The 21,030-nt window shown below is 67.0% G+C and carries 17 protein-coding genes; 8 read left to right on the top strand and 9 right to left on the bottom strand.

What is annotated here, in order from left to right:
- Window positions 1-23: 23 nt before the first annotated feature.
- From tilS to AC13FN_RS11050, 3 genes are all read right to left on the bottom strand, one after another.
- Window positions 24-1,310: a tRNA lysidine(34) synthetase TilS gene (tilS, locus tag AC13FN_RS11060; protein WP_049437336.1), complete on the bottom strand. Its 1,287-nt coding sequence runs from the start codon at window positions 1,308-1,310 to the stop codon at window positions 24-26.
- A 563-nt stretch (window positions 1,311-1,873) separates the two neighbouring features.
- Window positions 1,874-2,419 (bottom strand): WG repeat-containing protein, encoded by a 546-nt coding sequence (locus AC13FN_RS11055; protein WP_180836327.1) that lies wholly within the window; start codon window positions 2,417-2,419, stop codon window positions 1,874-1,876.
- Window positions 2,416-4,122, bottom strand: a complete 1,707-nt coding sequence (locus AC13FN_RS11050) for an alkaline phosphatase (protein WP_482984864.1) — start codon at window positions 4,120-4,122, stop codon at window positions 2,416-2,418. The genes AC13FN_RS11055 and AC13FN_RS11050 overlap by 4 nt, the downstream gene beginning before the upstream one ends.
- Before the next feature lie 154 nt (window positions 4,123-4,276).
- On the opposite strand from AC13FN_RS11050, the gene AC13FN_RS11045 reads away from it, so the two are divergent.
- Complete coding sequence (locus AC13FN_RS11045; RefSeq protein ID WP_049409184.1) at window positions 4,277-5,611, top strand: dicarboxylate/amino acid:cation symporter; 1,335 nt, start codon at window positions 4,277-4,279, stop codon at window positions 5,609-5,611.
- Between the two features lie 259 nt (window positions 5,612-5,870).
- Here AC13FN_RS11045 and AC13FN_RS11040 read toward each other — a convergent pair whose 3' ends face one another.
- Together AC13FN_RS11040 and AC13FN_RS11035 are read right to left on the bottom strand one after the other, a co-directional pair.
- Window positions 5,871-6,647, bottom strand: a complete 777-nt coding sequence (locus AC13FN_RS11040; RefSeq protein WP_049436807.1) for a C40 family peptidase — start codon at window positions 6,645-6,647, stop codon at window positions 5,871-5,873.
- A 131-nt stretch (window positions 6,648-6,778) separates the two neighbouring features.
- Window positions 6,779-7,357 (bottom strand): C40 family peptidase, encoded by a 579-nt coding sequence (locus AC13FN_RS11035; protein ID WP_065428014.1) that lies wholly within the window; start codon window positions 7,355-7,357, stop codon window positions 6,779-6,781.
- A 73-nt stretch (window positions 7,358-7,430) separates the two neighbouring features.
- On the opposite strand from AC13FN_RS11035, the gene AC13FN_RS11030 reads away from it, so the two are divergent.
- The 7 genes from AC13FN_RS11030 to AC13FN_RS11000 all read left to right on the top strand — a co-directional run bounded on the left by AC13FN_RS11030 (window position 7,431) and on the right by AC13FN_RS11000 (window position 14,050).
- The gene (locus tag AC13FN_RS11030) at window positions 7,431-7,913 is read left to right on the top strand and encodes an FKBP-type peptidyl-prolyl cis-trans isomerase (RefSeq protein WP_049436806.1); all 483 of its coding nucleotides are present in this window, start codon (window positions 7,431-7,433) and stop codon (window positions 7,911-7,913) included.
- Between the two features lie 99 nt (window positions 7,914-8,012).
- Window positions 8,013-9,257 carry a DUF418 domain-containing protein gene (locus AC13FN_RS11025; protein WP_197602068.1) on the top strand — a complete coding sequence of 415 codons (1,245 nt, stop codon included), beginning with the start codon at window positions 8,013-8,015 and terminating at the stop codon, window positions 9,255-9,257.
- A 3-nt stretch (window positions 9,258-9,260) separates the two neighbouring features.
- On the top strand, window positions 9,261-10,511 hold the full coding sequence (locus AC13FN_RS11020) for an NAD(P)/FAD-dependent oxidoreductase (RefSeq protein WP_478415143.1): 1,251 nt from the start codon (window positions 9,261-9,263) through the stop codon (window positions 10,509-10,511).
- Entirely contained in the window at window positions 10,508-11,866 is a 1,359-nt protein-coding gene (gorA, locus tag AC13FN_RS11015) for a glutathione-disulfide reductase (RefSeq protein WP_217013904.1), read from the top strand. Before AC13FN_RS11020 ends, gorA begins: the two co-directional genes overlap by 4 nt.
- A gap of 160 nt (window positions 11,867-12,026) precedes the next feature.
- Window positions 12,027-12,947 (top strand): DMT family transporter, encoded by a 921-nt coding sequence (locus AC13FN_RS11010; RefSeq protein WP_029550870.1) that lies wholly within the window; start codon window positions 12,027-12,029, stop codon window positions 12,945-12,947.
- Entirely contained in the window at window positions 12,944-13,282 is a 339-nt protein-coding gene (locus AC13FN_RS11005; protein ID WP_224329410.1) for an MGMT family protein, read from the top strand. Before AC13FN_RS11010 ends, AC13FN_RS11005 begins: the two co-directional genes overlap by 4 nt.
- Window positions 13,283-13,375: 93 nt before the next feature.
- Window positions 13,376-14,050 (top strand): rhomboid family intramembrane serine protease, encoded by a 675-nt coding sequence (locus AC13FN_RS11000; RefSeq protein WP_005410509.1) that lies wholly within the window; start codon window positions 13,376-13,378, stop codon window positions 14,048-14,050.
- A 180-nt stretch (window positions 14,051-14,230) separates the two neighbouring features.
- Here the strand turns inward: AC13FN_RS11000 and AC13FN_RS10995 are convergent, their stop codons facing one another.
- The 4 genes from AC13FN_RS10995 to AC13FN_RS10980 form a co-directional block, all read right to left on the bottom strand.
- Window positions 14,231-15,814: a phytoene desaturase family protein gene (locus AC13FN_RS10995; protein ID WP_054172253.1), complete on the bottom strand. Its 1,584-nt coding sequence runs from the start codon at window positions 15,812-15,814 to the stop codon at window positions 14,231-14,233.
- A 76-nt stretch (window positions 15,815-15,890) separates the two neighbouring features.
- Window positions 15,891-16,385, bottom strand: coding sequence for a VOC family protein (locus AC13FN_RS10990; RefSeq protein ID WP_054172249.1), 495 nt, complete (start codon window positions 16,383-16,385; stop codon window positions 15,891-15,893).
- A 124-nt stretch (window positions 16,386-16,509) separates the two neighbouring features.
- Window positions 16,510-18,516: a M13 family metallopeptidase gene (locus AC13FN_RS10985; protein ID WP_054172248.1), complete on the bottom strand. Its 2,007-nt coding sequence runs from the start codon at window positions 18,514-18,516 to the stop codon at window positions 16,510-16,512.
- Window positions 18,517-18,758: 242 nt separating this feature from the next.
- Window positions 18,759-20,861, bottom strand: a complete 2,103-nt coding sequence (locus AC13FN_RS10980; RefSeq protein ID WP_043401163.1) for a M13 family metallopeptidase — start codon at window positions 20,859-20,861, stop codon at window positions 18,759-18,761.
- Window positions 20,862-21,030 lie beyond the last annotated feature (169 nt).

Here is a 21,030-nt window from a genome sequence, read left to right as displayed (position 1 = left end):
ACGGGCCGCGCGCGGGGGTCAATTCACCAGCCGCCGGGACGCCACTGCAGCTGTGCCTGGTGGGCCTGCAACCAGGCCTGCAGTGGCGCGGAGATGACCACGTCGGCGGCTGCCAGCAACTGCGGGCCATCAAAGATCAGCGGCAGCTGCGCGCGTCGCCAGGGGGCGAGATGTTCGCGTTGCAGGCAGTCCTTCAATGCGTGCGAATGCTGGCGACCGGGCAGCAGGATGCGCTCACCGCCCACGCGTGCACGGACCTGCAGTGGGCGCTCGAAGGCGGCGGCGCCCTGCAGCCGCAGCTGGCCGCCATCGGGCAGCGGCAGGGGGGCATGCCCATCCCATTCGGCCTGCCACGCGCGGGGCAGCGATGGCAGCTGCGCGGGTAGCAGGTAGGCGTGGTCGCGCCATTGCTGGATCGCGTGATCGTGCCAGCGTACCCGCGCCTGGCGATCGTTGCCGGCCGGCAGCAGTTCGTCCAGGCCCTGCTGCAGCACCGTGGCCGGCAGTGGGGCGGCACCATGGCCGATCACCCAGGCGCGCAGCACGCGCGCGGCGCGTCCCGGTGACACCTGACGCAGCAACTGCAGCGACAGCACGCGCGGTGCCACTTCCAGGTGCGCGATCAGTTCGGCATCTTCCTCATCCAGCAGTTCGCGGGTCTGCCGGCAATGCAGGGCGCTGCCGGCCAACGCGGCGGCGGCGTGCGGCCAGCGCTGGCGCAACAGTGGCAGTACCTGCAGGCGCAGGAAGTTGCGATCGGCGTGGTCTTCGGCGTTGCTGGGATCCTCGATCCAACGCAGCGCGTGTTGCCGGGCATAGTCGAGCAGTGCGGTGCGCGGTGCGTGCAGCAAGGGACGCCACAGGCGGTGCGTACCGAGCTGACTGTCATCGGCCATCGCGGCAAGGCCATCGACACCGGAGCCGCGCAGCGCGCGCAGCAGGAAGGTCTCGGCCTGATCGTCCTGGTGCTGTGCCAGTGCCAGTGTTTCGCCTTCGCGCAGTTCAGCAGTGAACGCTGCACGTCGTGCTTCGCGCGCTGCGCCTTCGAGGCCCAGGCCTGTGGTGTCGTCGATCTGTACGTGGCGCACGGCCAGCTCGACGCCCAGTGCTGCGCACTGCTGCTGGCAATGCCGTACCCAGTCGTCGGCTGCTGGCTGCAGACCATGGTGTACGTGCACCGCACGCAGCGCGGTGCCGGCGGCCTGGGCGCAGCGCCACAGCCAGTGCAGCAGCACGGTTGAGTCGACACCGCCGCTGTAGCCCACCAGTAGCGGCGCATCCAGCGGAACGAGGGCAGGGAAGGCAGTCACGTCGGCAAGTATAGGGTGGGGTTTACGTGGCAGGGCTGCGCCCTGCACCTGCAGAGGCCACGGCCACGGCAAGAGCCGAAGCAACAGCAGAAGCTGGTTTCCTGAGGGATGGCGGGGTGGGTCCGGTTGCGGGGGCCGCTGCAAGTACGTCCATGTAAGCTCGGTCGCCGCATCCATGCGGCTCACGCCCCCGCAACCGGACCCACCCCGCCTTCGACAGTTGGCCGCGTTCTGTCGGAGCACGGGGTAATTGCTCTTGGGGTCAGATCCGTTTTCCGAAGGAAAACGGATCTGACCCCGGATTCAACTCGATATCTGCCAGATTTCATCCACGCGTGGCGTGGATCTACTGGGCGCCGGAAAACTGTCGAAGGCGGGGCACTGTGGGTTTGCGGGGTGTGAGCCGCATGGATGCGGCGACCAAGGCTACATGGACGTACTTGCGCCGTCCCCGCAAACCCACAGTGCCTCGCCATCCCACGGAATGCACGCTGTTGCTGTTGCTTCGGTCGTTGCTGTTGCCGTTGCGTCTGCAGGTGCAGGGAGCAGCCCTGCCGAAAACCCTATTTCACCCGACGACCCGAGCGGTCGATCCGGAACCACTCTCCGCCTTCCATCGGCGTGTGGCCATCGGCATCCGGCGTGCCGCGACGGCAGCCGTTGCAGACCTCGGCCACGCCGTCGCGGAACGGCCAGGCGAAATCGAAGGTGCCCGGCACCACCTGCCGGAATGTCAGATCGAAGTAGCCCACGCGATTACCGACGCGGCCGCGCAGCAGGCCTTCTTCCGGTATCTCCGGGCCGTTGTCCCAGGTCAGCACCGGCAGGCTGCGGCCCTTGCGGTCGACGTAGTGGAAACCCTGGTCGGCATACACCACGGCCAGGCCGTGGTCATCAAAGTTCAGGTCTTTCAGGGTGTCCGGCTGGATCTTCGGCCGGTGGTCGACCACTTCGCAGTTGGGCAGCGGCCACAACCCGTGTTCGTCGGTCAGCAGCTTGCACGCCGGTGCCTGCGCCAGCGCGTTGGCACTGGCCAGCACGCCGAGCAGGGCCAGCGACCGCGCGAAGCGGCCGCTGGCAGGCGCAGGGCGGGCCTGCCGTGCGATCACTTGGCCTCGGCCTTGCGTTCGAAGGCCGTCGGCGCCGGCAGCTGCACCGGCACGCCCTTGTCGTCGCAGGTGCCGGCCTGGCACAGGCGCTCGCGCAGGGCCGGGGTGGCCTGCACGATCATGTGGTAGATCGCGTTCTGTTCCAGCGTGCCGCGGATCGCCTTGCTGCCCGGGCCGCGTGCCCAGATGCCGACGTCTTCACCGCCGTGCGACTCGGACTTCATCGGCACCAGTGCTTCCTGCATGTAGTCCGGATGCTCGGTGTCGACCTCGCGCAGGTTCGGGCGGCCGTTGGCCGGTTCGAAGCTGCTCGGGTTGTGCGGGTAGCGCTTCGGGCCGGCCGGCTGCTGGTTGCTGCTGCCGGTATGGCCCGGGCCATTGGCGTAGCTCAACGTGGTGTACGGCTGGCCGGTGCCGTCCAGCGCGTAATCCAGCTTGCCGGCGCCATCTTCGCCACCCTTGTCCTTCACCTTGCCCAGGATCGGGTTGCCGCGTGCCGGGTAGCCGACGAAGTTCAGCGTGTGCGAGTGGTCGGCGGTGACGATGATCAGGGTGTCGTCGGCCGAGGTCAGTTCGTTGGCCACGCGCACTGCATCGGACAGGGCCACGGTCTCGGTCAGTGCACGGTAGGCGTTGCCGCTGTGGTTGGCGTGGTCGATGCGCGCGCCTTCGATCATCAGCACGTAGCCTTCCTGGTGCTTCGACAGATTCCTGATCGCCGCAGCCGTCAGTTCGGCCAGGCTCGGCTCACCGCCCGGATCCTGCGGTCGCTCGTACTCGTAGCGCATGTGGTCCGGCTCGAACAGGCCAAGGATGGCCGGCGCATTGGCGGCGGCGGCCAGCTGCTTGCTGTTCCAGACGTAGGCGCCCTGCGGATGGGCCCGCTGCCATTCCTGCACCAGGCTGCGGCCATCCAGGCGCTGGCCGACCTTGTCGTCGTACTCCGGATCGCGCTCTTCCACGGTGGTGAATTCTCCGCGGCCACCGCCGAGGGCGACCAGCGGGCCGCGACCATAGCGCGAGGTCGACAGCAGCTGCTGGGCGATGTCCTTGCAGCCGGCGGCCTTGGCCGCGTCGGTCAGGCCGGTGTCGTTCTCCCAGTTGCGCTCGGGCGAGTGCGCGTAGGTGGCGGCCGGGGTGGCATGGGTCAGGCGCGCGGTGGATACCACGCCGGTAGCCAGGCCGGCGCTGTCGGCCAGCTGCAGCCAGGTCAGCAGGCCCTTGGACAGGCTGTCGGCACAATCGGTGCGGCTGCCGGCACTGACGCCGATCGCGCCCATGTGGGTCTTCACGCCGGTGGTGATGGCGGTCATGGTGCCGGCCGAATCCGGGGTCTGCGAATCGGTGTTGTAGGTCTTGCTGAACGCCGTGGCCGGGAAGCGTTCCCAGGACAGCAGGTTCTCTTCACCGGAGCCGCCCTTCTGCTGGCCCTCGTAGATGCGCGAGGCGGCCACCGTGGTCAGGCTCATGCCGTCACCGAGGAACAGGATGACGTTCTTGGCCTTGCCAGACATCGCGCCGTTGGCGGCGGCCTGGGCGGCGCCACTGCGGTACCACCACTGCGGGGTCTCACCGGCCGGATGGGCGACGGGGTCGACGGCGACCTTCAGGCCGGCCGGGGCAGTGGCGGGGGTGGTGCTGGCGCAGGCGCCCAGCAGCAGGGTGGTGGCGCAGGCGGCCAACAGGGAGACGGAACGGCGCATGGACGCTGGGATCTCACAAACTGTAACGGGACGTTCATTATGCCCGGCCCCGCAAGGCACGCCGATGACACACTGATTTGCCGGTCGGGCGGTCGTTCTGCGGGCCGTGTTGGGCTATCGTGCCAGCATCCCTTCCTTCCCCTCTGGATTGCCTATGAAGCTGGTCTCTGCCTGGCTGCGGATTCCATTCTGGCAGCGCGTGGTCGGTGGCTTCGTGCTCGGCGCGCTGGCCGGCTGGGCGCTCGGCCCGGCCGCGGAGACGTGGTTCGGCCCGCTCGGCGAGCTGTACGTCACCCTGATCAAGATGATCGCCGTGCCGCTGGTGTTCTTCGCGGTCATCAACGCGATCTCGTCGCTGCACGGGCAGAAGTCGGTCGCCGCGCTCAGTGGCCGCACCTTCCTGTGGTTCGTGATCACCGCCGCGCTGGCGGTGTGCGTGGGCCTGGCCGTAGGCACGGTGCTGCAGCCCGGCGCCGGTGGCCTGCAGTTGTCGATGGCCAGCAACTACGTGCCGCGCGAAGTGCCCAGCGTGGTGCAGGTGCTGCTGGACGTGGTGCCGGCCAATGTCTTCTATGCGCTGTCCGGCATCGGCACCAAGGTCAATGCCGCCGGTGAAACCGTGCTGGCCGCGGGCCGTGGCTCGATCCTGCCGGTGATCTTCTTTGCTGGTCTGGTCGGTTTCGCCATCGTCAAGCTGGGCGAGAAGGTGACCGAGGCGCGCAAGCTGGTCGGCCAGATGAGCGACATCATGATCCAGGTGACCCGCTTCGTGCTGGAAGTCACCCCGATCGGCACCTTCGGCCTGATCGCTGGCCTGGTCGGCAGCTACGGCTTCGAGAAGCTGCTGCCGCTGGGTCATTTCGTGCTGGCGCTGTACGTGGCCTGCGCCCTGCACATCGTGGTGGTCTACAGCGCGCTGCTGCTGGCGCACGGCCTGAACCCACTGAAGTTCTTCCGTGGCGCCGCGCCGGGCATGCAGGTGGCGTTTGTCAGCTCGTCCAGCTTCGCCGCGATGCCGGTGGCGCTGCGTTCGATCACCCACAACCTGGGTGTGAACAAGGACTACGGTTCGTTCGCGGTGCCGCTGGGCGCCAGCATCAAGATGGATGGCTGCGGCGCGATCTACCCGGCGCTGTGCGCGGTGTTCATTTCGCAGTACAGCGGTGTGCCGCTGACCCCGGAACAGTACGTGGTGGTGCTGATCGCCTCGGTGCTGGGCAGCTTCGGTACCGCCGGCGTGCCGGGTACTGCGGTGATCATGGCCACGGTGGTGCTGAGCGCGGCCAACCTGCCGCTGGAGACCATCGGCTACCTGTATGCCATCGACCGCATCCTGGACATGATGCGCACGATGACGAATGTGACGGGCCAGATGCTGGTGCCGGTGATCGTGGCCAAGGAGACCGGGCTGCTCGACCAGGCTGTGTATGACAATCCGTCCAGCAATGTCGGGGTGGACGATCCGGACCCGACACCGCCACGTGCCTGAGGTTGCGTGGAGATGAAAGGCCCGCCCAGACCGGCGGGCCTTTTGTTTGGGAGATGGCCGACGCGGTGCCGGCCAAGGTGGGCCCCTGGTAGATCCATGCCATGCGTGGATGGAGGCAGTGCCGACCAACGGTCGGCACCCACCAGGGCAGGCGGCGCTGTGCCGACCAAGGTCGGCCCCTACCGGGGGCGCAAACAAAAAAGCCGCTGCAGGGCAGCGGCTTCTCGCATCAGGCGGCGCGGAGGCGCCAGCGGGTGTGTCAGAGGTCGACCCGGCGGGCCTGCATGAACTTGTTGCCCCAGTAGCCGCTCAGCAGGGTGTCCACGCGGACGTCCTTGCCCGAGCTGGGCGCGTGCAGGAAGCGGCCATCGCCGACATAGATGCCGACGTGGTCGACGCGGCCCTTGCGGCCGAAGAAGACCAGGTCACCCGCCGCCAGCGCGGTACGGTCGTTGATCAGCTCGGCGTTGTCGTCGTGGGCCATTTCGCGCGAGACGCGCGGCAGCTCGATGCCCAGCGCCGAGCGGAACACGTAACCAACCAGGCCACTGCAGTCGAAGCCGCTGTCCGGGTTGCTGCCGCCCCAACGGTACGGGGTGCCCAGCAGGGTCATCGCACGGCGCAGCAGCGACTGCACCTTGCCGTTATCGGCGGCGGTGCCGACAACGCTGCCATTGGCGGCGCTGCTGGTGTCGTAGTTGGCGAGCAGGCGGCTGAGGTCACCGGCCACCACGGCCGAGCGGTCCATCAGCGGAATGGTGTCGTTGGCGGCCAGGTGCGGCAGCAGGGCGGCCAGCGTGGCGCTGGCGGCGGCGTCGACGCGGCTGCGCTGCGGAGCGGCAGCCTCGGCCTTGGCGGCCGGTCGGGCGGTGCTCTCGGCCACCGGGGCCGGGGTCACATCGGAGGAACGGTTCGGAGCGGTCTGCGACCAGGCCGGAAGGCTGGTCAGACAGAGTGCCAGGCCAAGCAACAGCGGGCGGGCACTACGTGAAGATACGGAAGTCTGGCCTTCGCTTTTCAGGTCGTCAGTCGTCACGCGTCGGTCACAGGAAAAAAACGATGGGGCATCATGCCCTGTAAAAGCGCGGATAAGTTAAAAATTCCGTTAGTAATTCGTTAGTTGCATGGTGATGTCCGTCACAGTTTTGAACATATCGCCTGTTCATTTTAGCGAAGGACGCGTTTCGCCCCTGTGTAGTGGTCTTTCCAGTAGGGACCGCTGAGCGAGTCGAGGCGTACCGTGCCGCCGGTGCTCGGCGCGTGCACGAAGCGCCCTTCACCCACATAAATACCGACATGGGTGACGCTGCCGCGGCTGCCGAAGAACACCAGGTCGCCGGTGGCCAGGCGCTGCGGGTCGATCTTCGGGCCCTGTACCGCCGCCAGGTCGCGCGAGGTGCGGGGCAGTTTCAGGTCCAGCATCTCGCGATAGACATAGGCCACCAGGCCGCTGCAGTCGAAGCCGGAATCCGGGGTGTTGCCGCCGTAGCGGTAGGGCGTGCCGACCAGGCTGATGGCCCGCATCAGTACCGAGTTGGCCGCCTCGGGGTTGTCCGGCACGGTCTTGGGCCAGTTCGCCGTCGGCGGGGGGGGCGCGGGGCGGGTGGCCTTGCCGCCGCCGCAGGCGGTCATCAGCACGGGCAGGGCCAGCAGCAGGGCCGGGGCGAGGAGCCGGCGCAGGCCGGACGAAACTGGCGTGATGTGCATGATCTCCGGATAATGCGCCACCTTAGGATTGGCCGTCATGATGGCGGCGTCCCCGCCGGGCGACAACCCGCCCCAACCCGCCTGCCTTCGGCAGATCCAGACAGAGTTGCGCATGAAGATCGAAAAAGACCGCGTTGTCCGCTTCCACTACACCGTTTCCGAAGCCGGCCAGGAGCCGATCGAATCGTCCAAGGACCGCGGCGAGCCGCTGGCGATCCTGATCGGCCACGGCAACATCATCCCGGGCCTGGAAAACGCCATGATGGACAAGGAAGCCGGCGCGACCTTCAGCGTCGACGTCACTGCTGCCGATGCCTACGGCGAGCGCCGCGAGGGCCTGTCCCAGCGCGTGCCGAAGAAGCACTTCGGCAACACCAAGCTGGCCCCGGGCCAGCAGGTCGTGCTGCAGACCAACTTCGGCCCGCGTGCGGTGACCGTGCAGAAGGTCGGCATGAGCGTCGTCGACGTCGACCTGAACCACCCGATGGCTGGCAAGGACCTGCATTTCGACGTCGAAATCGTTGACGTGCGCGAAGCCGGCAAGGAAGAGATCGACCACGGCCACGTCCACGGCGACGGCGGCCACCACCACTGATCGCAGCGCGATCGTGATGGCAGCAACGGCCCGCTTCGGCGGGCCGTTGCGTTTCTGGAACACGACGCGGCCATCCATGGCATGCGGGCCAGCGGCATAATGGCGGACCTGCCTGACGGATGCCCCGTGAACGCCGCTTCTCCTTCCCTGCAGCCGATGGCTTCCGGCGAACGCATCGCCATACTGGACGTGCTGCGCGGTGCGGCGTTGCTGGGCATCCTGCTGATGAACATCGAGGCCTTCAGCGGACCGCTGGATCTGGCCTTCACCGGCATCGACACGCACTGGCAGGGCATCGACTACTGGGCTGATGCGTTCGTTTACGTGTTCGTGCAGGGCAAGTTCTTCACCCTGTTCTCATTGCTGTTCGGCGCCGGCTTCGCGGTGATGGCGCAGCGCGCCGAGGCGGCCGGGCGCGACTTCACCCCGTTCTACCTGCGCCGCAGCGCTGGTCTGTTGCTGATCGGCCTGTGCCACGCGCTGCTGGTCTGGTCCGGTGACATCCTGGTGATGTACGCGCTGGTCTCGTTGCCGCTGCTGGCCTGCCGCGAGGCGCCGCGCAGCTGGCTGCCGTGGATGGGCGTGACGGTCTACCTCGGCGGTATAGCGATGATGCTGCTGGTGGGCGCGATGGTGTCCATGGCTTCGACGGAAGACCTGCAGAAGATGCTCGCCGACGCGCAGCAGAGCATCGATCTGCAGCGCCTGGTGTACGGGCACGGCAGCTGGATGCAGGCCAATGCGCAGCGGCTGAGCGAGTTTGGCACGTCGATGGGCGCGCTGCTGATCACCGGCCCGGAGGTGTTGGGCATGTTCCTGATCGGCAGCTGGTTTGCCGGCAGTGGTGCGCTGGCGGCGCCGGAGCGCTTCCCGCGCTTGTACGCGACGCTGCGCTGGATTGCGCTGCCGTTGGGCCTGCTGGTCACGTTGATCGGTGTTGCCTGGAAACCCTACCTGGCACCGGGTGCCTACAATCTGCCGGTGACCGCCGCAATGGCACTGGTGACGATCGGTGGCCTGCCGATGTGCCTGGGCTACCTGGCGTGGATCGTGCATTGGCGTGCGCGGTTGGCCTGGCTGGCACCGGTCGGGCGTATGGCGTTGACCCACTACCTGGGCCAGTCGCTGCTGTGCACCTGGTTGTTCTACCACTACGGCCTGGGCGCGTTCGAAATGATGCCACGCAGCGTGCAGCTGCTGTTCGCACTGTTGTTGTTTGCCGTGCAGGTGGCCCTTTCGCACGCCTGGTTGCGCCACTTCCGTTTCGGGCCCATGGAATGGTTGTGGCGCGCCATGACCTACCGGCAGTGGCCGCCGATGCGGCGCGAGGCCGGGCAGGGCTGATCGATGCAGGGCGCGCGCGAGGATGTGATCGTGGTCGGCGCCGGTGCCATTGGGCTGGCCGCCGCGCTTGCGCTGCGCGCACAGGGGCGGCAGGTACGGGTGATCGACCGTGGGCGCATCGGCGGCGCGACCTCGCATGGCAACTGCGGCACCATCACCCCCAGCCACGCGCCACCGCTGGCAGCGCCTGGTGTGCCGTTGCGGGCGCTGCGCTGGATGCTCGATCCGCGTGCGCCGCTGTACGTCCGTACACGCCTGGACCCTGCATTGTGGCGCTGGCTACTGCAGTTCGGGGCGCGCTGCAACGCGCGTGACTGGCTGCACTCCACGCGGGCACGCGGCGCTCTGTTGAATGATTCTCGGCTGCGCCTGGCGCAGTGGGTGCGGACGCATGCGCTGGACTGCGAATTCGAGACGCGCGGTCTGGACTATGTGTTCGGTGACGCCCGCAATTTCGATCACCATGCAGCCGAGTGTGAGGCGCTGAACGCGCAGGGCATCGCCACGGTGCGCATCGATGGCGCCGACTACGCGCGCGACAATCCAGCGTTCCATGATCGCCTTGCCGGTGCGATCCACTTCCCCGGCGATGCGCAGCTGCGTCCGGACCGCTACACCGCCGAGCTGGCGCGCGTGCTGCGCGCACAGGGCGTGCTGATCGAAGAGCACTCGGACGTGCAGGATTTCAGCGCCGACGCGCAGGGTGTGCGCGTGCACGTCGGTGAACGCACGCTGCACGCACGTGAACTGGTCCTGGCCACCGGGCCGTGGTCGCCGCGCTGGGCGCGGCAACTGGACCTGCGCGTGCCGATCCAGCCTGGCAAGGGCTATTCACTGACCTGGTCGCGACCGTCTCAGGTGCCGAAGCGCCCGGTGGTCCTGAAGGACCATTCCGTGTTCGTGATTGCCTGGCGCGAGGCACTGCGACTGGGCGGTACCATGGAATTCGCCGGTGCCGACCCGCAGCTGCGCACGACCCGCCTGCAGCCCCTGCAGCACGCTGCCGACCACTACCTGCGCGCGCCGCGTGGTGCGCAGCTGCAGGAGAAGTGGTGCGGTTGGCGTCCCATGAGCGTGGACGATGTGCCGTTGATCGGCCGCGCGCCCGCACATCCTCACGTCTGGCTTGCAGCGGGGCATGGCATGCTCGGCATCAGCATGAGTGCCGGCACCGGCCAGCTGATCGCCGATCTCGTCTGCGGCCGCACGCCGGCGATCGATCCTGCCCCTTACCGACCCGAGCGATTCCGATGAGCACTGCACCCTATGATTACGACCTGATCGTCCTTGGCGGCGGCTCCGCTGGCCTGGCCGGTGCGATCCGCGCCGCGCAGCACGGCAAGCGCGTGGCGATGCTGGAGCCTGGCGAACTGGGCGGGACCTGCGTCAATGTCGGCTGCGTGCCGAAGAAAGCCATGTGGCTGGCGGCAGACCTGCACGAGCGCATCGGTCTGGCCAGTGCGATGGGCTTCAATGTCGAGGCGCGCCCGGCGCTGTCGTGGAAGGAACTGGTGATCCACCGCCAGGCCTACATCAGCAACATCCACACCAGCTACCACAAGCGCCTGGATGAAACCGGCGTGGTGCGCATTCCGGCGCGCGGTCGTCTGCTCGATGCGCACACCGTGGCCTGCAGCGATGGTGTGCGTTACAGCGCCGAGCACATCCTGATCGCCACCGGCGCGCACCCGCTGCGGCCCGACATTCCCGGCGCGGAACTGGGTCTGGTCTCCGATGATTTCTTCGATCTGCGCGCGGCGCCGGCCGAGGTGGCGATCATCGGTGGCGGTTACATCGCGGTGGAGCTGGCCGGGTTGCTGCAGGCACTGGGCAGCAAGGTGAGCCTGCTGGTGCGCGGCAAGCGGCTGCTGGAGCGCTTCGATTACGAGCTGACCGATCAGCTGGCCGAGAACCTGAAGCAGCAGGGCGTGCGCATCCATTTCGGCTATCGCCTGCGGGAACTGCAGCGCGATGGCGAGCGTGTGCGTGCATTCGGCCATGATGGTCCGCTCGACAGCGTGTTCGATGCAGTGTTCTTCGCCACCGGCCGTCGCGGCAACAGCCGTGGTCTGGGTCTGGAAGCGCTCGGCATCGGCATCGGTGAGCACCAGCAGGTGCAGGTGGACGAATGGCAGACCACCAGCGTGCCGAACGTGCATGCGGTGGGTGACATCGCCGGCAAGGTTGGCCTGACCCCGGTGGCGGTGGCCGCGTCGCGGCGCCTGATGGATCGCCTGTTCGGCGGCCGCCCGCAGTCGAAGATGGACTATGAGAACGTAGCCAGCGTGGTGTTCTCGCATCCGCCGCTGGGCGCGGTGGGCATGAGCGAAGAAGAGGCGCGCGCACGTTTCGATCAGGTGAGCGTGTACCACAGCCGCTTCCGCCCGATGCTGCAGGCGCTGGCCAACGGTACCCAGCGCAGCCTGTTCAAGATGGTCTGCGTGGGCCCGGAAGAGCGGGTGGTAGGCATCCATCTGCTGGGTGAAGCGGCCGACGAGATCCTGCAGGGATTCGCGGTGGCGGTGAAGATGGGCGCGACCAAGGCCCAATTTGACGATACCGTGGCGATCCACCCGACCTCGGCCGAGGAAGTGGTGCTGATGCGCTGACCTGGGCGGTTGTAGAGCCGAGCCTATGCTCGGCTGCATTCCGTGCAGACATGGTGCAGCCGAGCGCAGGCTCGGCTCTACAGGGCACCTGGCGCCCCCATGCGATACTGGGCGCCCCCATGCGTTTCCGGGCCGCCCTATGCGGCCCGCCGTCGTCCTGATGTCCAGCCCCGCTTCCCGTATCGCCACCGCTTCCCCGCGCATCGCGCTGGGGGGTATCGGCCTGGCCGCGATCGGCGCCATCGCCGCCTCCGGCAAGGCCATCATCGTCAAGCTCGGCCTGCGCCACGGCGTCGATGCCACCACGCTGCTCGCCCTGCGCATGCTGATGGCGCTGCCGCTGTTCGTGCTGATGGCACTGTGGGCTGCGCGCCGGGCAGAGCCGCTGTCCTGGGCCGACCGCGCCCGCGTGCTGTGGCTGGGCTTCACCGGCTACTACCTGTCCAGCCTGCTCGATTTCCAGGGCCTGCAGTACATCAGCGTGACCCTGGAGCGGCTGATTCTTTACTTGAACCCGACCCTGGTGCTGCTGATCAACGTGCTGCTGGCACGGCAGCGGCCGGGCCGCTGGCAGATCGGTGCGCTGGTGCTGAGCTATCTGGGCGTGCTGCTCGCCTTCGGCCACGATCTGCAGCGCGAGGGCGGGCAGATCATCGTCGGCAGCCTGCTGGTGCTGGGCAGTGCGCTCAGCTATGCGCTGTACCTGTTCGGCAGTGGCCAGGTGGTCGCGCGCATCGGTGCGGTGCGGCTCACCGCCTACGCCAGCTGCGTGGCCAGCGTGCTGGTGCTGCTGCATTTCGCGGTGACCCATCCGCTGCCGTTGCTGTGGCAGGCACCGGCGCCGGTGCAATGGTTGTCGCTGGTCAATGCCACCGTGTGCACGGTACTGCCGGTGCTGGCGATCATGCTGGCAGTGCAGCGCGTGGGTTCGTCGCTGGCCGCGCAGGTCGGTATGCTGGGCCCTGTTTCCACCATCGTGATGAGCCTATGGCTGCTCGACGAACCGATGGGGCCGGCGCAGATCGCCGGCACCGTGCTGGTGCTGATCGGCGTACTGCTGGTGACCCGCCTGCGGCGCTGACGCCGGAGCAGGCGCGTGCGCGCATCCTGGCGGTGATCCGCGCCATCCCGGCGGGGCAGGTGATGGGCTATGGCCAGGTGGCGATGCGTGCCGGCCTGCCGGGGCGTGCGCGCTTGACCGCGCGCATCCTCGGCCAGAACGACGATCCCGACCTGCCCTGGCATCGCGTGCTGCGTTCGGACGGGCGCATTGCCATGGAAGAAGGGTCGGCTGGTTGGCGCGAGCAGTCACAACGGCTGCGTGCCGAAGGTGTGGTGGTGGAGAACGGCCGGGTGCGGATGCCGGCCACCGATCCGGCCGCGGCGCTGGATGCCGCCGTGTGGGGCCCGGGCTGAGCACCGCTGGCGACTGAACAGGCTGCGCCTGCCGGTCGCCAACAACACACGGTGCTGCGGCTATGATGGAGGCCGTTCCATGCCGGTGCTCCCATGTTCCCGCGACTGCCTACCGTCACCAAGGCCCTGCTGATCGCCAACGCGATCCTGTTCCTGCTGCAGCAGCCGTTCCTGCTCGGCATGCAGACCTTCGAGCCGTTCATGCTGCAACCGCTGCAGCAGGGCTTCGATGCGTTCTCGCCGGGCGGCAACTTCCAGCCGTGGCAGCTGCTGACCTATGGCTTCCTGCATGGCAGCTTCGGCCATCTGTTCTTCAACATGCTGGCGGTCTTCATGTTCGGCGCGCCGCTGGAGCAGACCTGGGGCGAGAAGCGCTTCCTGCTGTACTACCTGGTGTGCGTGGCTGGCGCCGGTGTCTGCCAGCTGCTGGTCGGTACCCTGCTGGAGAATCCGGCCACGGTACTGGGCGCCTCCGGCGGCGTGTTCGGCCTGCTGCTGGCCTACGGCATGCTGTTCCCGAACCAGCGGGTGATGCTGCTGTTCCCGCCGATCCCGATGAAGGCACGGACCTTCGTGATCCTGTTCGGTGTGGGTGAGCTGGTGCTGGGCATGACCGGCTGGCAGCCGGGCGTGGCCCACTTCGCGCATCTGGGCGGCATGCTGTTCGGTTGGCTGCTGATCCGCTACTGGCGCGGGCAGCCGCCATTCAACAAGCGTCGCCCGCCCGGCCCGCCGAAGCGCCCGAACCATCTGCGCAGCGTCAAATGATCCGAAGGATCATTTGACGCTGTAGGTGCCGACCGTTGGTCGGCACAGCTTCTCCCACGCGGGTAGGTGCCAACCTTGGTTGGCAATCATCCCTGTCGTTTCGTGCCAACCAAGGTTGGCACCCACCAATGGCAGGTCATGCATGCGGCGGGTACGTGCGCATCCACGCATGGCGTGGCTCTACAGATCCTGCAACACCACCTGCGCGGCATTGTGCCCAGGCGCCCCTGTCACGCCGCCACCGGGATGGGTACCCGACCCGCATAGATACAACCCGGGCAGGGCACCGCGATAGCCGGCCTGGCCAACCATCGGCCGCGCCGAGAACAACTGGTTGGCACTGAGCGCACCGTGGAAGATGTCGCCGCCGACGAGGCCGAAGGTGCGTTCCAGGTCCAGCGGTGACAGGACCTGGCGGCCCAGCACGCTGTCAGCGAAACCCGGCGCATACCGTTCAACGGTGGCGATCATCAGATCGGCCACTGCTTCACGATGATCATCCCAGTGACGTCCGTCGGGCAGCACCGGCGCCACGTGCTGGCAGAACAGGCTGGCGACGTGCTGCCCCGCTGGCGCCAGCGAGTCATCCAGTGTGCTGGAAATCAGCATCTCCACGATCGGTTCGCGCGACCAGCCGTCGCGCCGCGCCTCCAGCCACGCGCGATCCATGTAGTCCAGGCTGGGCGCCAGGATGATGCCGGCGCTGAGGTGATCGCCGGGGCCGGGCAGGGCGCGGAAGTCCGGCAGCCGCGACAGCGCGAGATTCATCCGGAACGTGCCGGAACCGCAGCGCCAGTGTGCCATCCGCTCACGCGTCGCCGCCGGTACCTGCGCCGGTTCCAGCAACTGCTCGTACAGCAGCTTGGGGTTGACGTTGGCGATCACCGCGCGTGCGTGCAGGGTTTCGCCGTTGGTCAACACTACGCCGACTGCCCGGCCGGCCTCGATGAGCAGCCGTTGCACGCCGGCATCCACGCGCAGTTCCGCGCCGGCCTCGCGTGCAGCGGCGGCGATGGCCTGGCTGATCGCGCCCATGCCACCGATCGCATGGCCCCAGGCACCTTTCACGCCATTGCACTGGCCGAACACGTGATGCAGCAACACGTAGGCACTTCCCGGTGTATATGGACTGGCATAGTTGCCGACGATGCCATCGAAGCCGAACAGCGCCTTGATCGGCTCGCTCTCGAACCAGCGGTCCAGGTATTCAGCCGCTGAGAGCGTGAACAGGTCCAGCAGTTCCTGCCGCAGCGAAGCATCCAGCGCTGCCAGTTCGCGGCCGAGACGGCCCATCTGCCACAGTGCGGGTAGTGCGCGCCAACCACCCGCCACGCCCAGGTCCGGTGGTGTACGCAGGGCCCACGCACGCAGCACGTCGGCGAAAATCTCCAGTCGCGCTTCATATGCGGGCAGGCGCTGTGCATCCCGCTCGGAAAATTTCGCCACCTCGGATTGGGTGCGGCCGGGCGCCGACAACAGGTGGCGGCCGTCCGGCAATGGCAGGAAGTTGTTGACGGGGCGCGCGACGATGCGCAGCCCATGCGCATGCAGCTGCAGGTCGTCGATCACCTTCGGCTGCAGCAATGACACCGTGTACGACGCCACCGAGTTGCGGAAGCCGGGATGGAACTCCTCGGTGACCGCGGCGCCGCCGAGCACACCACGCCGTTCGAGCACTAGCACCTGCTTGCCGGCGCGTGCCAGATAGGCTGCACAGACCAACCCGTTGTGGCCACCGCCGATGATGATTGCATCCCAGGACATCAGCACCTCGGGAAAAGGGGACGGAGGGGATTAAGTCGCAATTCGCATAGGGCCGGCGGTAATGGGGAGAAACGACTTAATTCCCTCCGTCCCCTTTTTTGATCGCCGCTTCGATGGTGGCGATGTCGATCTTCTTCATCGGCATCATCGCGTTGAAGGCGCGCTTGGCCAGTGCCTTGTCCTTGCTGGTCACCGCTTCGATCAACATGCGCGGGCTGATCTGCCAGGAAATGCCCCAGCGGTCCTTGCACCAGCCGCATTGGCTCTCCTGGCCGCCATTGCCCACGATCGCATTCCACAGGCGGTCGGTCTCGGCCTGGTCCTCGGTCTGGATCTGGAAGGAGAAGGCTTCGTTGTGCTTGAACGCGGTGCCGCCGTTGAGGCCGACGCAGGGGATGCCGCAGACGGTGAATTCGACGGTCAGTACATTGCCTTCCTTGCCGTCGGGATAGTCGCCGGGTGCGTGATGCACGGCGGTGACCGCGCTGTCGGGCAGGATACTGGCATAGAAGGTGGCGGCCTCGAGCGCGCCGTTGTCGTACCAGACACAGATCGTGTTCTTGTGTGCCATGTCGGGGCTCCGCGATGGACGAAGTCGCAGCGATAGCACGCCGGGTGTTAACCCGGGATCGTGCTGCACCCGCAAAAAAAGGGCGCCCGAAGGCGCCCTCTGCATCATCCGTATGGCAGCGGGTTCAGCGCCAGACCTTGATCTGCTCGGCTTCGCTGCGCTGCATCGGCTGGCCGGCCTTGCAGCTGAACGTGGCGCCGAACGCCGGCAGGTTGGCCAGCGTGCCGTTGCTGCGCCACAGGCCCGGTGCACGGATGTCGGCGGTCAGGCGACGCACGGCCTCGTTCGGCGACAGCTGCTGCGCCCACAACGCCGACCACGCGCGGAAGAAGCCCTGCTGCTGGGCCTGCTTGGCCTTCGGCTCCTGCGCGGTGTACGCGGCCCAGGCCAGTTCCAGGCCGGCGATGTCGGCCAGGTTCTCTTCCTGGGTGAGCGTGCCGTTGACCTTGGCACCCTTCACGCCCGGGAAGTCGTAGGCGCTGTACTGCGCGGCCACGCGGCTGCCGAGCAGGGTCCAGGCGGTCTTGTCGGCCGGGGTCCACCAGCTGCGCAGCTCGCCCTTGGCGTCGACCAGCGCGCCCTTGGCATCGATCGCGCGGGTCAGCTCATGGCCGACCAGGCCACCGAAGCTGCCGAACTTGTCGGCGGCGTCGGCCTTGGCGTTGAACACCGGGCCCTGCAGGATCGCCGCGGTGACGATCAGGCGGTTCTGCGCCAGGTCGTAGGCCAGCGAGGGCTGCTGCGGCAGCACGTCCCAGCGACGGTCGGCGTTGCCCTTGCCGATGCGCTTCATTTCCTCGCGATGGCGCCAGGTCGAAGCAATCAGCATGTTGCCGCCGAACGAGCCACGGCCCATCGGCTGCACGCTGTAGTCGAGGTCACGCAGCGGGGTGCCGATTTCGATCTTCAGCGCGGCCAGCTTGGCCTGCGCTTCGGTCTTGGCCTCCGCGCTCATCCAGCTGCTGTTCTTCACCGCCTCGATCTGCACTTCGCGCACCTTGTCGACGATCCACGCCGCCTGGCGACGATCTTCGGCCGACAGGTAACGGGAGGCGTATTCGCGGCCGACCATCGGGCCGGCGGCAACGTTGATGGCGTCCAGCACGTCTTCCCAGCGCTGCGGCGGCAGGGTCTCGCCGCGCAGCACACGACCGCGGAATTCGAACTCGGCGTCGCGGTAGGCCTTGGACAGGTACGGTGCCATCGAGTCGCCCACGCGCCAGCGCAGGTAGGCCTTCCACTGGTCCGGCTTGAGCTTGGTGACCATGCCGTCGAGCTGCTTGAACAGGCCCGGGTCGGCCAGCGAGACCAGGTCGTCGTCCACGCCCTGTGCCTTCAGGAAGGCATCCAGCTGCAGGTTGCGGTAGCGGCTGTTGAGCTCCTTGGTGGAGATCGGCGCGTAGTTGTTGAACGGGTTGTTGATGCCTGCCAGCGACTGCGCATTGCGTGCCAGCTCGGTTTCCAGCGCGATCACCGCCTGCGACTCGGCATCCAGCTTGGCCGCCGGGGTGCCGGTCAGCGCCAGGATCTGCTTGACGTAGTTGCGATAGCGGCCCATCAACGCCACGGTATCGGCGTCGGTGCGGGTATAGAACGCCGGGTCCGGCAGGCCCATGCCGCCCTGCATGAAGTAGCCGATGTGACGGTCCAGCGCCTTCAGATCGACGTCCGGGCCGAAGTTGAATGCCACCGGGATGCCGACCTGGTGCAGTGCGGCGATCGACGCCGGCACATCCTTGGCCTTCTTGATGGCATTGATGCGGGTCAGCAGCGGGGCGATCGGGTTGGAGCCGTCTGCTTCCACGGCAGCTTCGTCCAGGCCGCTGGCCCAGAAGTCACCCAGCAGTTTCTGCACGTTGCCCTGCGGCGCTTTCATCGCGGCGTCGAGCAGTTCACGCTGCTGCTGGCGGCTGCGGTCGACCAGCTGGCCCAGCGCGGTGGTGGCGCCGGTCTGCGGCACCGGGTTGGCCTTCAGCCAGCCTGCATTGGTGGCGTCATAGAAGTCGCTGCACTGGGCACTGACAGCCGGGGCACGCGCAGCCTTTTTCTTGGCAGCGAACGCGTCGTGGGTCGGGACCAGGGTCGCCAGGCTGATGCCCAGGGCGATGGCAAGCGGACGGAAGTTGGGCATGTGGAACGAATCCGTGATGGATTGAGGGCGCGCGCACTATAGCAAGCCGGGCATCGACGCGGCATGCACGCATCACGGAGGCTCCGCCGTGCCGTGCGCCGACCAAGGTCGGCATCTACCAACGGCGTGGGCGTGCACAGGCACAGTGGATCCACACCATGCGTGGATGAAAGACTCCCTATAAAAACAAAGGCCCGGGAATTCCCGGGCCTCTGCAGGTCTGCAACAGCGTCAGCCGTGGCTTACCAGATCACCACCTGCTGCTCGCCAGTGCGGGCCATCGGCGAACCGGCCTTGCACTGGAATGCCGCGGCGAAGGTCGGCAGGTTTGACGGCGCACCCATGGCGCGGAACTGCGCCGGCGCGTGCGGGTCGGTCGCGAGGCGGACCTTGGCGTTTTCCGGGGTGTACTTGGTGCGCCACACGGTAGCCCAGTTGAAGAAGAAGCGCTGGTCACGGGTGAAGCCATCGACCTTTGCATCTTCCTTGCCGGCGGAGGCCTTCTGCAGCGCGTCGTAGGCGGTAGCCAGGCCACCCAGATCGGCGATGTTCTCGCCCAGGGTCAGGTGGCCGTTCACCGCCTGGCCGTCGACCTTGTACTGGTCGAACTGCTTGACCAGCTTGCCGGTGAGGCCTTCGAAGTTCTTCTTGTCAGCGGCGGTCCACCAGTCTTCCATGTTGCCGGTCGGCCCGAAGCGTGCGCCCTGGTCGTCGTAACCGTGGGTCATTTCGTGGCCGATCACCGCACCGATGCCGCCGTAGTTCAGCGCGTCATCGGCCTTCGGGTCGAAGAACGGCGGCTGCAGGATGGCGGCCGGGAACACGATCTCGTTCTGCAGCGGGTTGTAGTAGGCGTTGACCGTCTGCGGGGTCATGCCCCACTCGGTCTTGTCCACCGGCTTGCCGATCTTGGACAGGTTGAACTTGTAGTTGAACTCGCTGGCCGCGCGCACATTGCCCAGGTAGCTGTCGCGCTGGGTCTGCAGGCCCGCCCAGTCACGCCACTTGTCCGGGTAACCGATCTTCGGGGTGAAGGTTTCCCACTTGGCGATGGCCTTGGCCTTGGTTTCATCGCTCATCCAGCTCAGGCCCTGGATGCGTTCCTTCAGCGAGGCGGCCAGGTTCTTCACCAGCTCTTCCATCTTCGCCTTGGCTTCCGGCGAGAAGGCAACCTTCACGTACAGCTGGCCGAAGGCTTCGCCGGCATCGTTCTCGATGGTGCCCAGCACGCGCTTCCAGCGCGGCTTCTGTTCCTTCTGGCCGTTGAGGGTCTTGCCGTAGAACTCGTAGTTCTCCTGCACGAAGGCGTCGGCCAGGTACGGCGAGGCGCTGTCCACGGTGTGGAAGCGCAGGTAGGCACGCCACACCGACGGATCGGTGTCGCCCAGTGCCTTGCTCACTTCCTCATGGAAGGCCGGCATGGCCAGCGAGAACTTCTCCGGTGCGGCCACGCCCTGCGACTTGAAGAACTCGGTCCAGCTGAAGTTCGGGGTCAGCTTGTCGGCGTCGGCCAGGGTGACCGGGTTGTAGTACAGCTCGACGTTGCGCGACAGCTCGACGCGCGACTTGGAGGCCTTGGCCAGGCGGGTCTCGAACTTGACCACGTCCTCGGCCTGCTTGGCAGCATCGGCAGCGGCGACGCCGGACAGCTCCAGCACCTTGGCGACGTGCGCCTGGTAGGCTTTCAGCTTGTCGGCGTTCTTGGCATCGGTGTAGTAGGTGCTGTCCGGCAGGCCCAGGCCGCCCTGGCTGGCGTAGGCCAGGTTGACGGCCGAGTTCTTGAAGTCGGCTTCGGCGCCGAAGCCGAACAGGACGTTGTCACCCTTGGCCGCGCTGCTGCGCAGGTAGTCGGCGATGGCGGCCTTGTCCTGCAGGCCATCGATTGCCGTCAGGTCGGCCTTCAGCGGCTCGATGCCCTGGGCGTTGATCTTGGCTTCGTCCATGCCGGTGGCCCACAGGTCGCCGACGATCTTCTCAATGTGGTTCGGGTTCTTGACCTGCGCGACCTGTTCAGCCAGCTGGTGCTGCACGGCCACCGAACGCTCGTCGAGGATGGTGAACGCGCCCCAGCTGGTGCGGTCGCCCGGAATTTCATTGGCGGCCAGCCACTTGCTGTTCACGTAGTCGCCGAAGGCGCCGCAGGCGTCCTTGCTGGCATCCAGATCGCTGGGCTGGAAGGCGTTGTAGGCCGGCAGCTTGCTCTCGTCCAGGGTGTACTGGGTGGCTTCGGCGGCAGCCGGCGTGGAGGCGGTGGCGTCCTTGGCCGGGGTTTCGTTCTTGCCGCAGCCGACCAGCGCGGCCGAAACGGCCAGGGTCAGCAGCACGATCTTGGGAGTACGGGTCACTTTGATGGCCTCCAGGCCGAGTGAGTCAGGGAAGGGCCGCGGGGACGGCCGTGGGCCGAACAATACGCCGCCGGCCTGCCCTGCAAGGGTGTCGAAGGTCATGGCCGGGCGCAAGGGGGCCGTTTCGTTGCCCGGAAAAGACAGACCCGGCAAAAGCCGGGTCTGTCGG

It is taken from the genome of Stenotrophomonas sp. 115C5, assembly GCF_056861055.1.
This window is presented reverse-complemented; position numbering and strand designations above follow the sequence as displayed.

Coding starts and splice junctions, on each gene's coding strand:
- AC13FN_RS11035 (WP_065428014.1), bottom strand. CDS start 7,357: ATGACGGCCAATCCTAAGGTGGCGCATTATCCGGAGATCATGCACATC.
- AC13FN_RS11020 (WP_478415143.1), top strand. CDS start 9,261: ATGCAGGGCGCGCGCGAGGATGTGATCGTGGTCGGCGCCGGTGCCATT.
- AC13FN_RS10985 (WP_054172248.1), bottom strand. CDS start 18,516: ATGCCCAACTTCCGTCCGCTTGCCATCGCCCTGGGCATCAGCCTGGCG.
- AC13FN_RS11045 (WP_049409184.1), top strand. CDS start 4,277: ATGAAGCTGGTCTCTGCCTGGCTGCGGATTCCATTCTGGCAGCGCGTG.
- AC13FN_RS10990 (WP_054172249.1), bottom strand. CDS start 16,385: ATGGCACACAAGAACACGATCTGTGTCTGGTACGACAACGGCGCGCTC.
- AC13FN_RS11030 (WP_049436806.1), top strand. CDS start 7,431: ATGAAGATCGAAAAAGACCGCGTTGTCCGCTTCCACTACACCGTTTCC.
- AC13FN_RS11010 (WP_029550870.1), top strand. CDS start 12,027: ATGTCCAGCCCCGCTTCCCGTATCGCCACCGCTTCCCCGCGCATCGCG.
- AC13FN_RS11025 (WP_197602068.1), top strand. CDS start 8,013: ATGGCGGACCTGCCTGACGGATGCCCCGTGAACGCCGCTTCTCCTTCC.
- AC13FN_RS11000 (WP_005410509.1), top strand. CDS start 13,376: ATGTTCCCGCGACTGCCTACCGTCACCAAGGCCCTGCTGATCGCCAAC.
- gorA (WP_217013904.1), top strand. CDS start 10,508: ATGAGCACTGCACCCTATGATTACGACCTGATCGTCCTTGGCGGCGGC.
- AC13FN_RS10995 (WP_054172253.1), bottom strand. CDS start 15,814: ATGTCCTGGGATGCAATCATCATCGGCGGTGGCCACAACGGGTTGGTC.
- AC13FN_RS11050 (WP_482984864.1), bottom strand. CDS start 4,122: ATGCGCCGTTCCGTCTCCCTGTTGGCCGCCTGCGCCACCACCCTGCTG.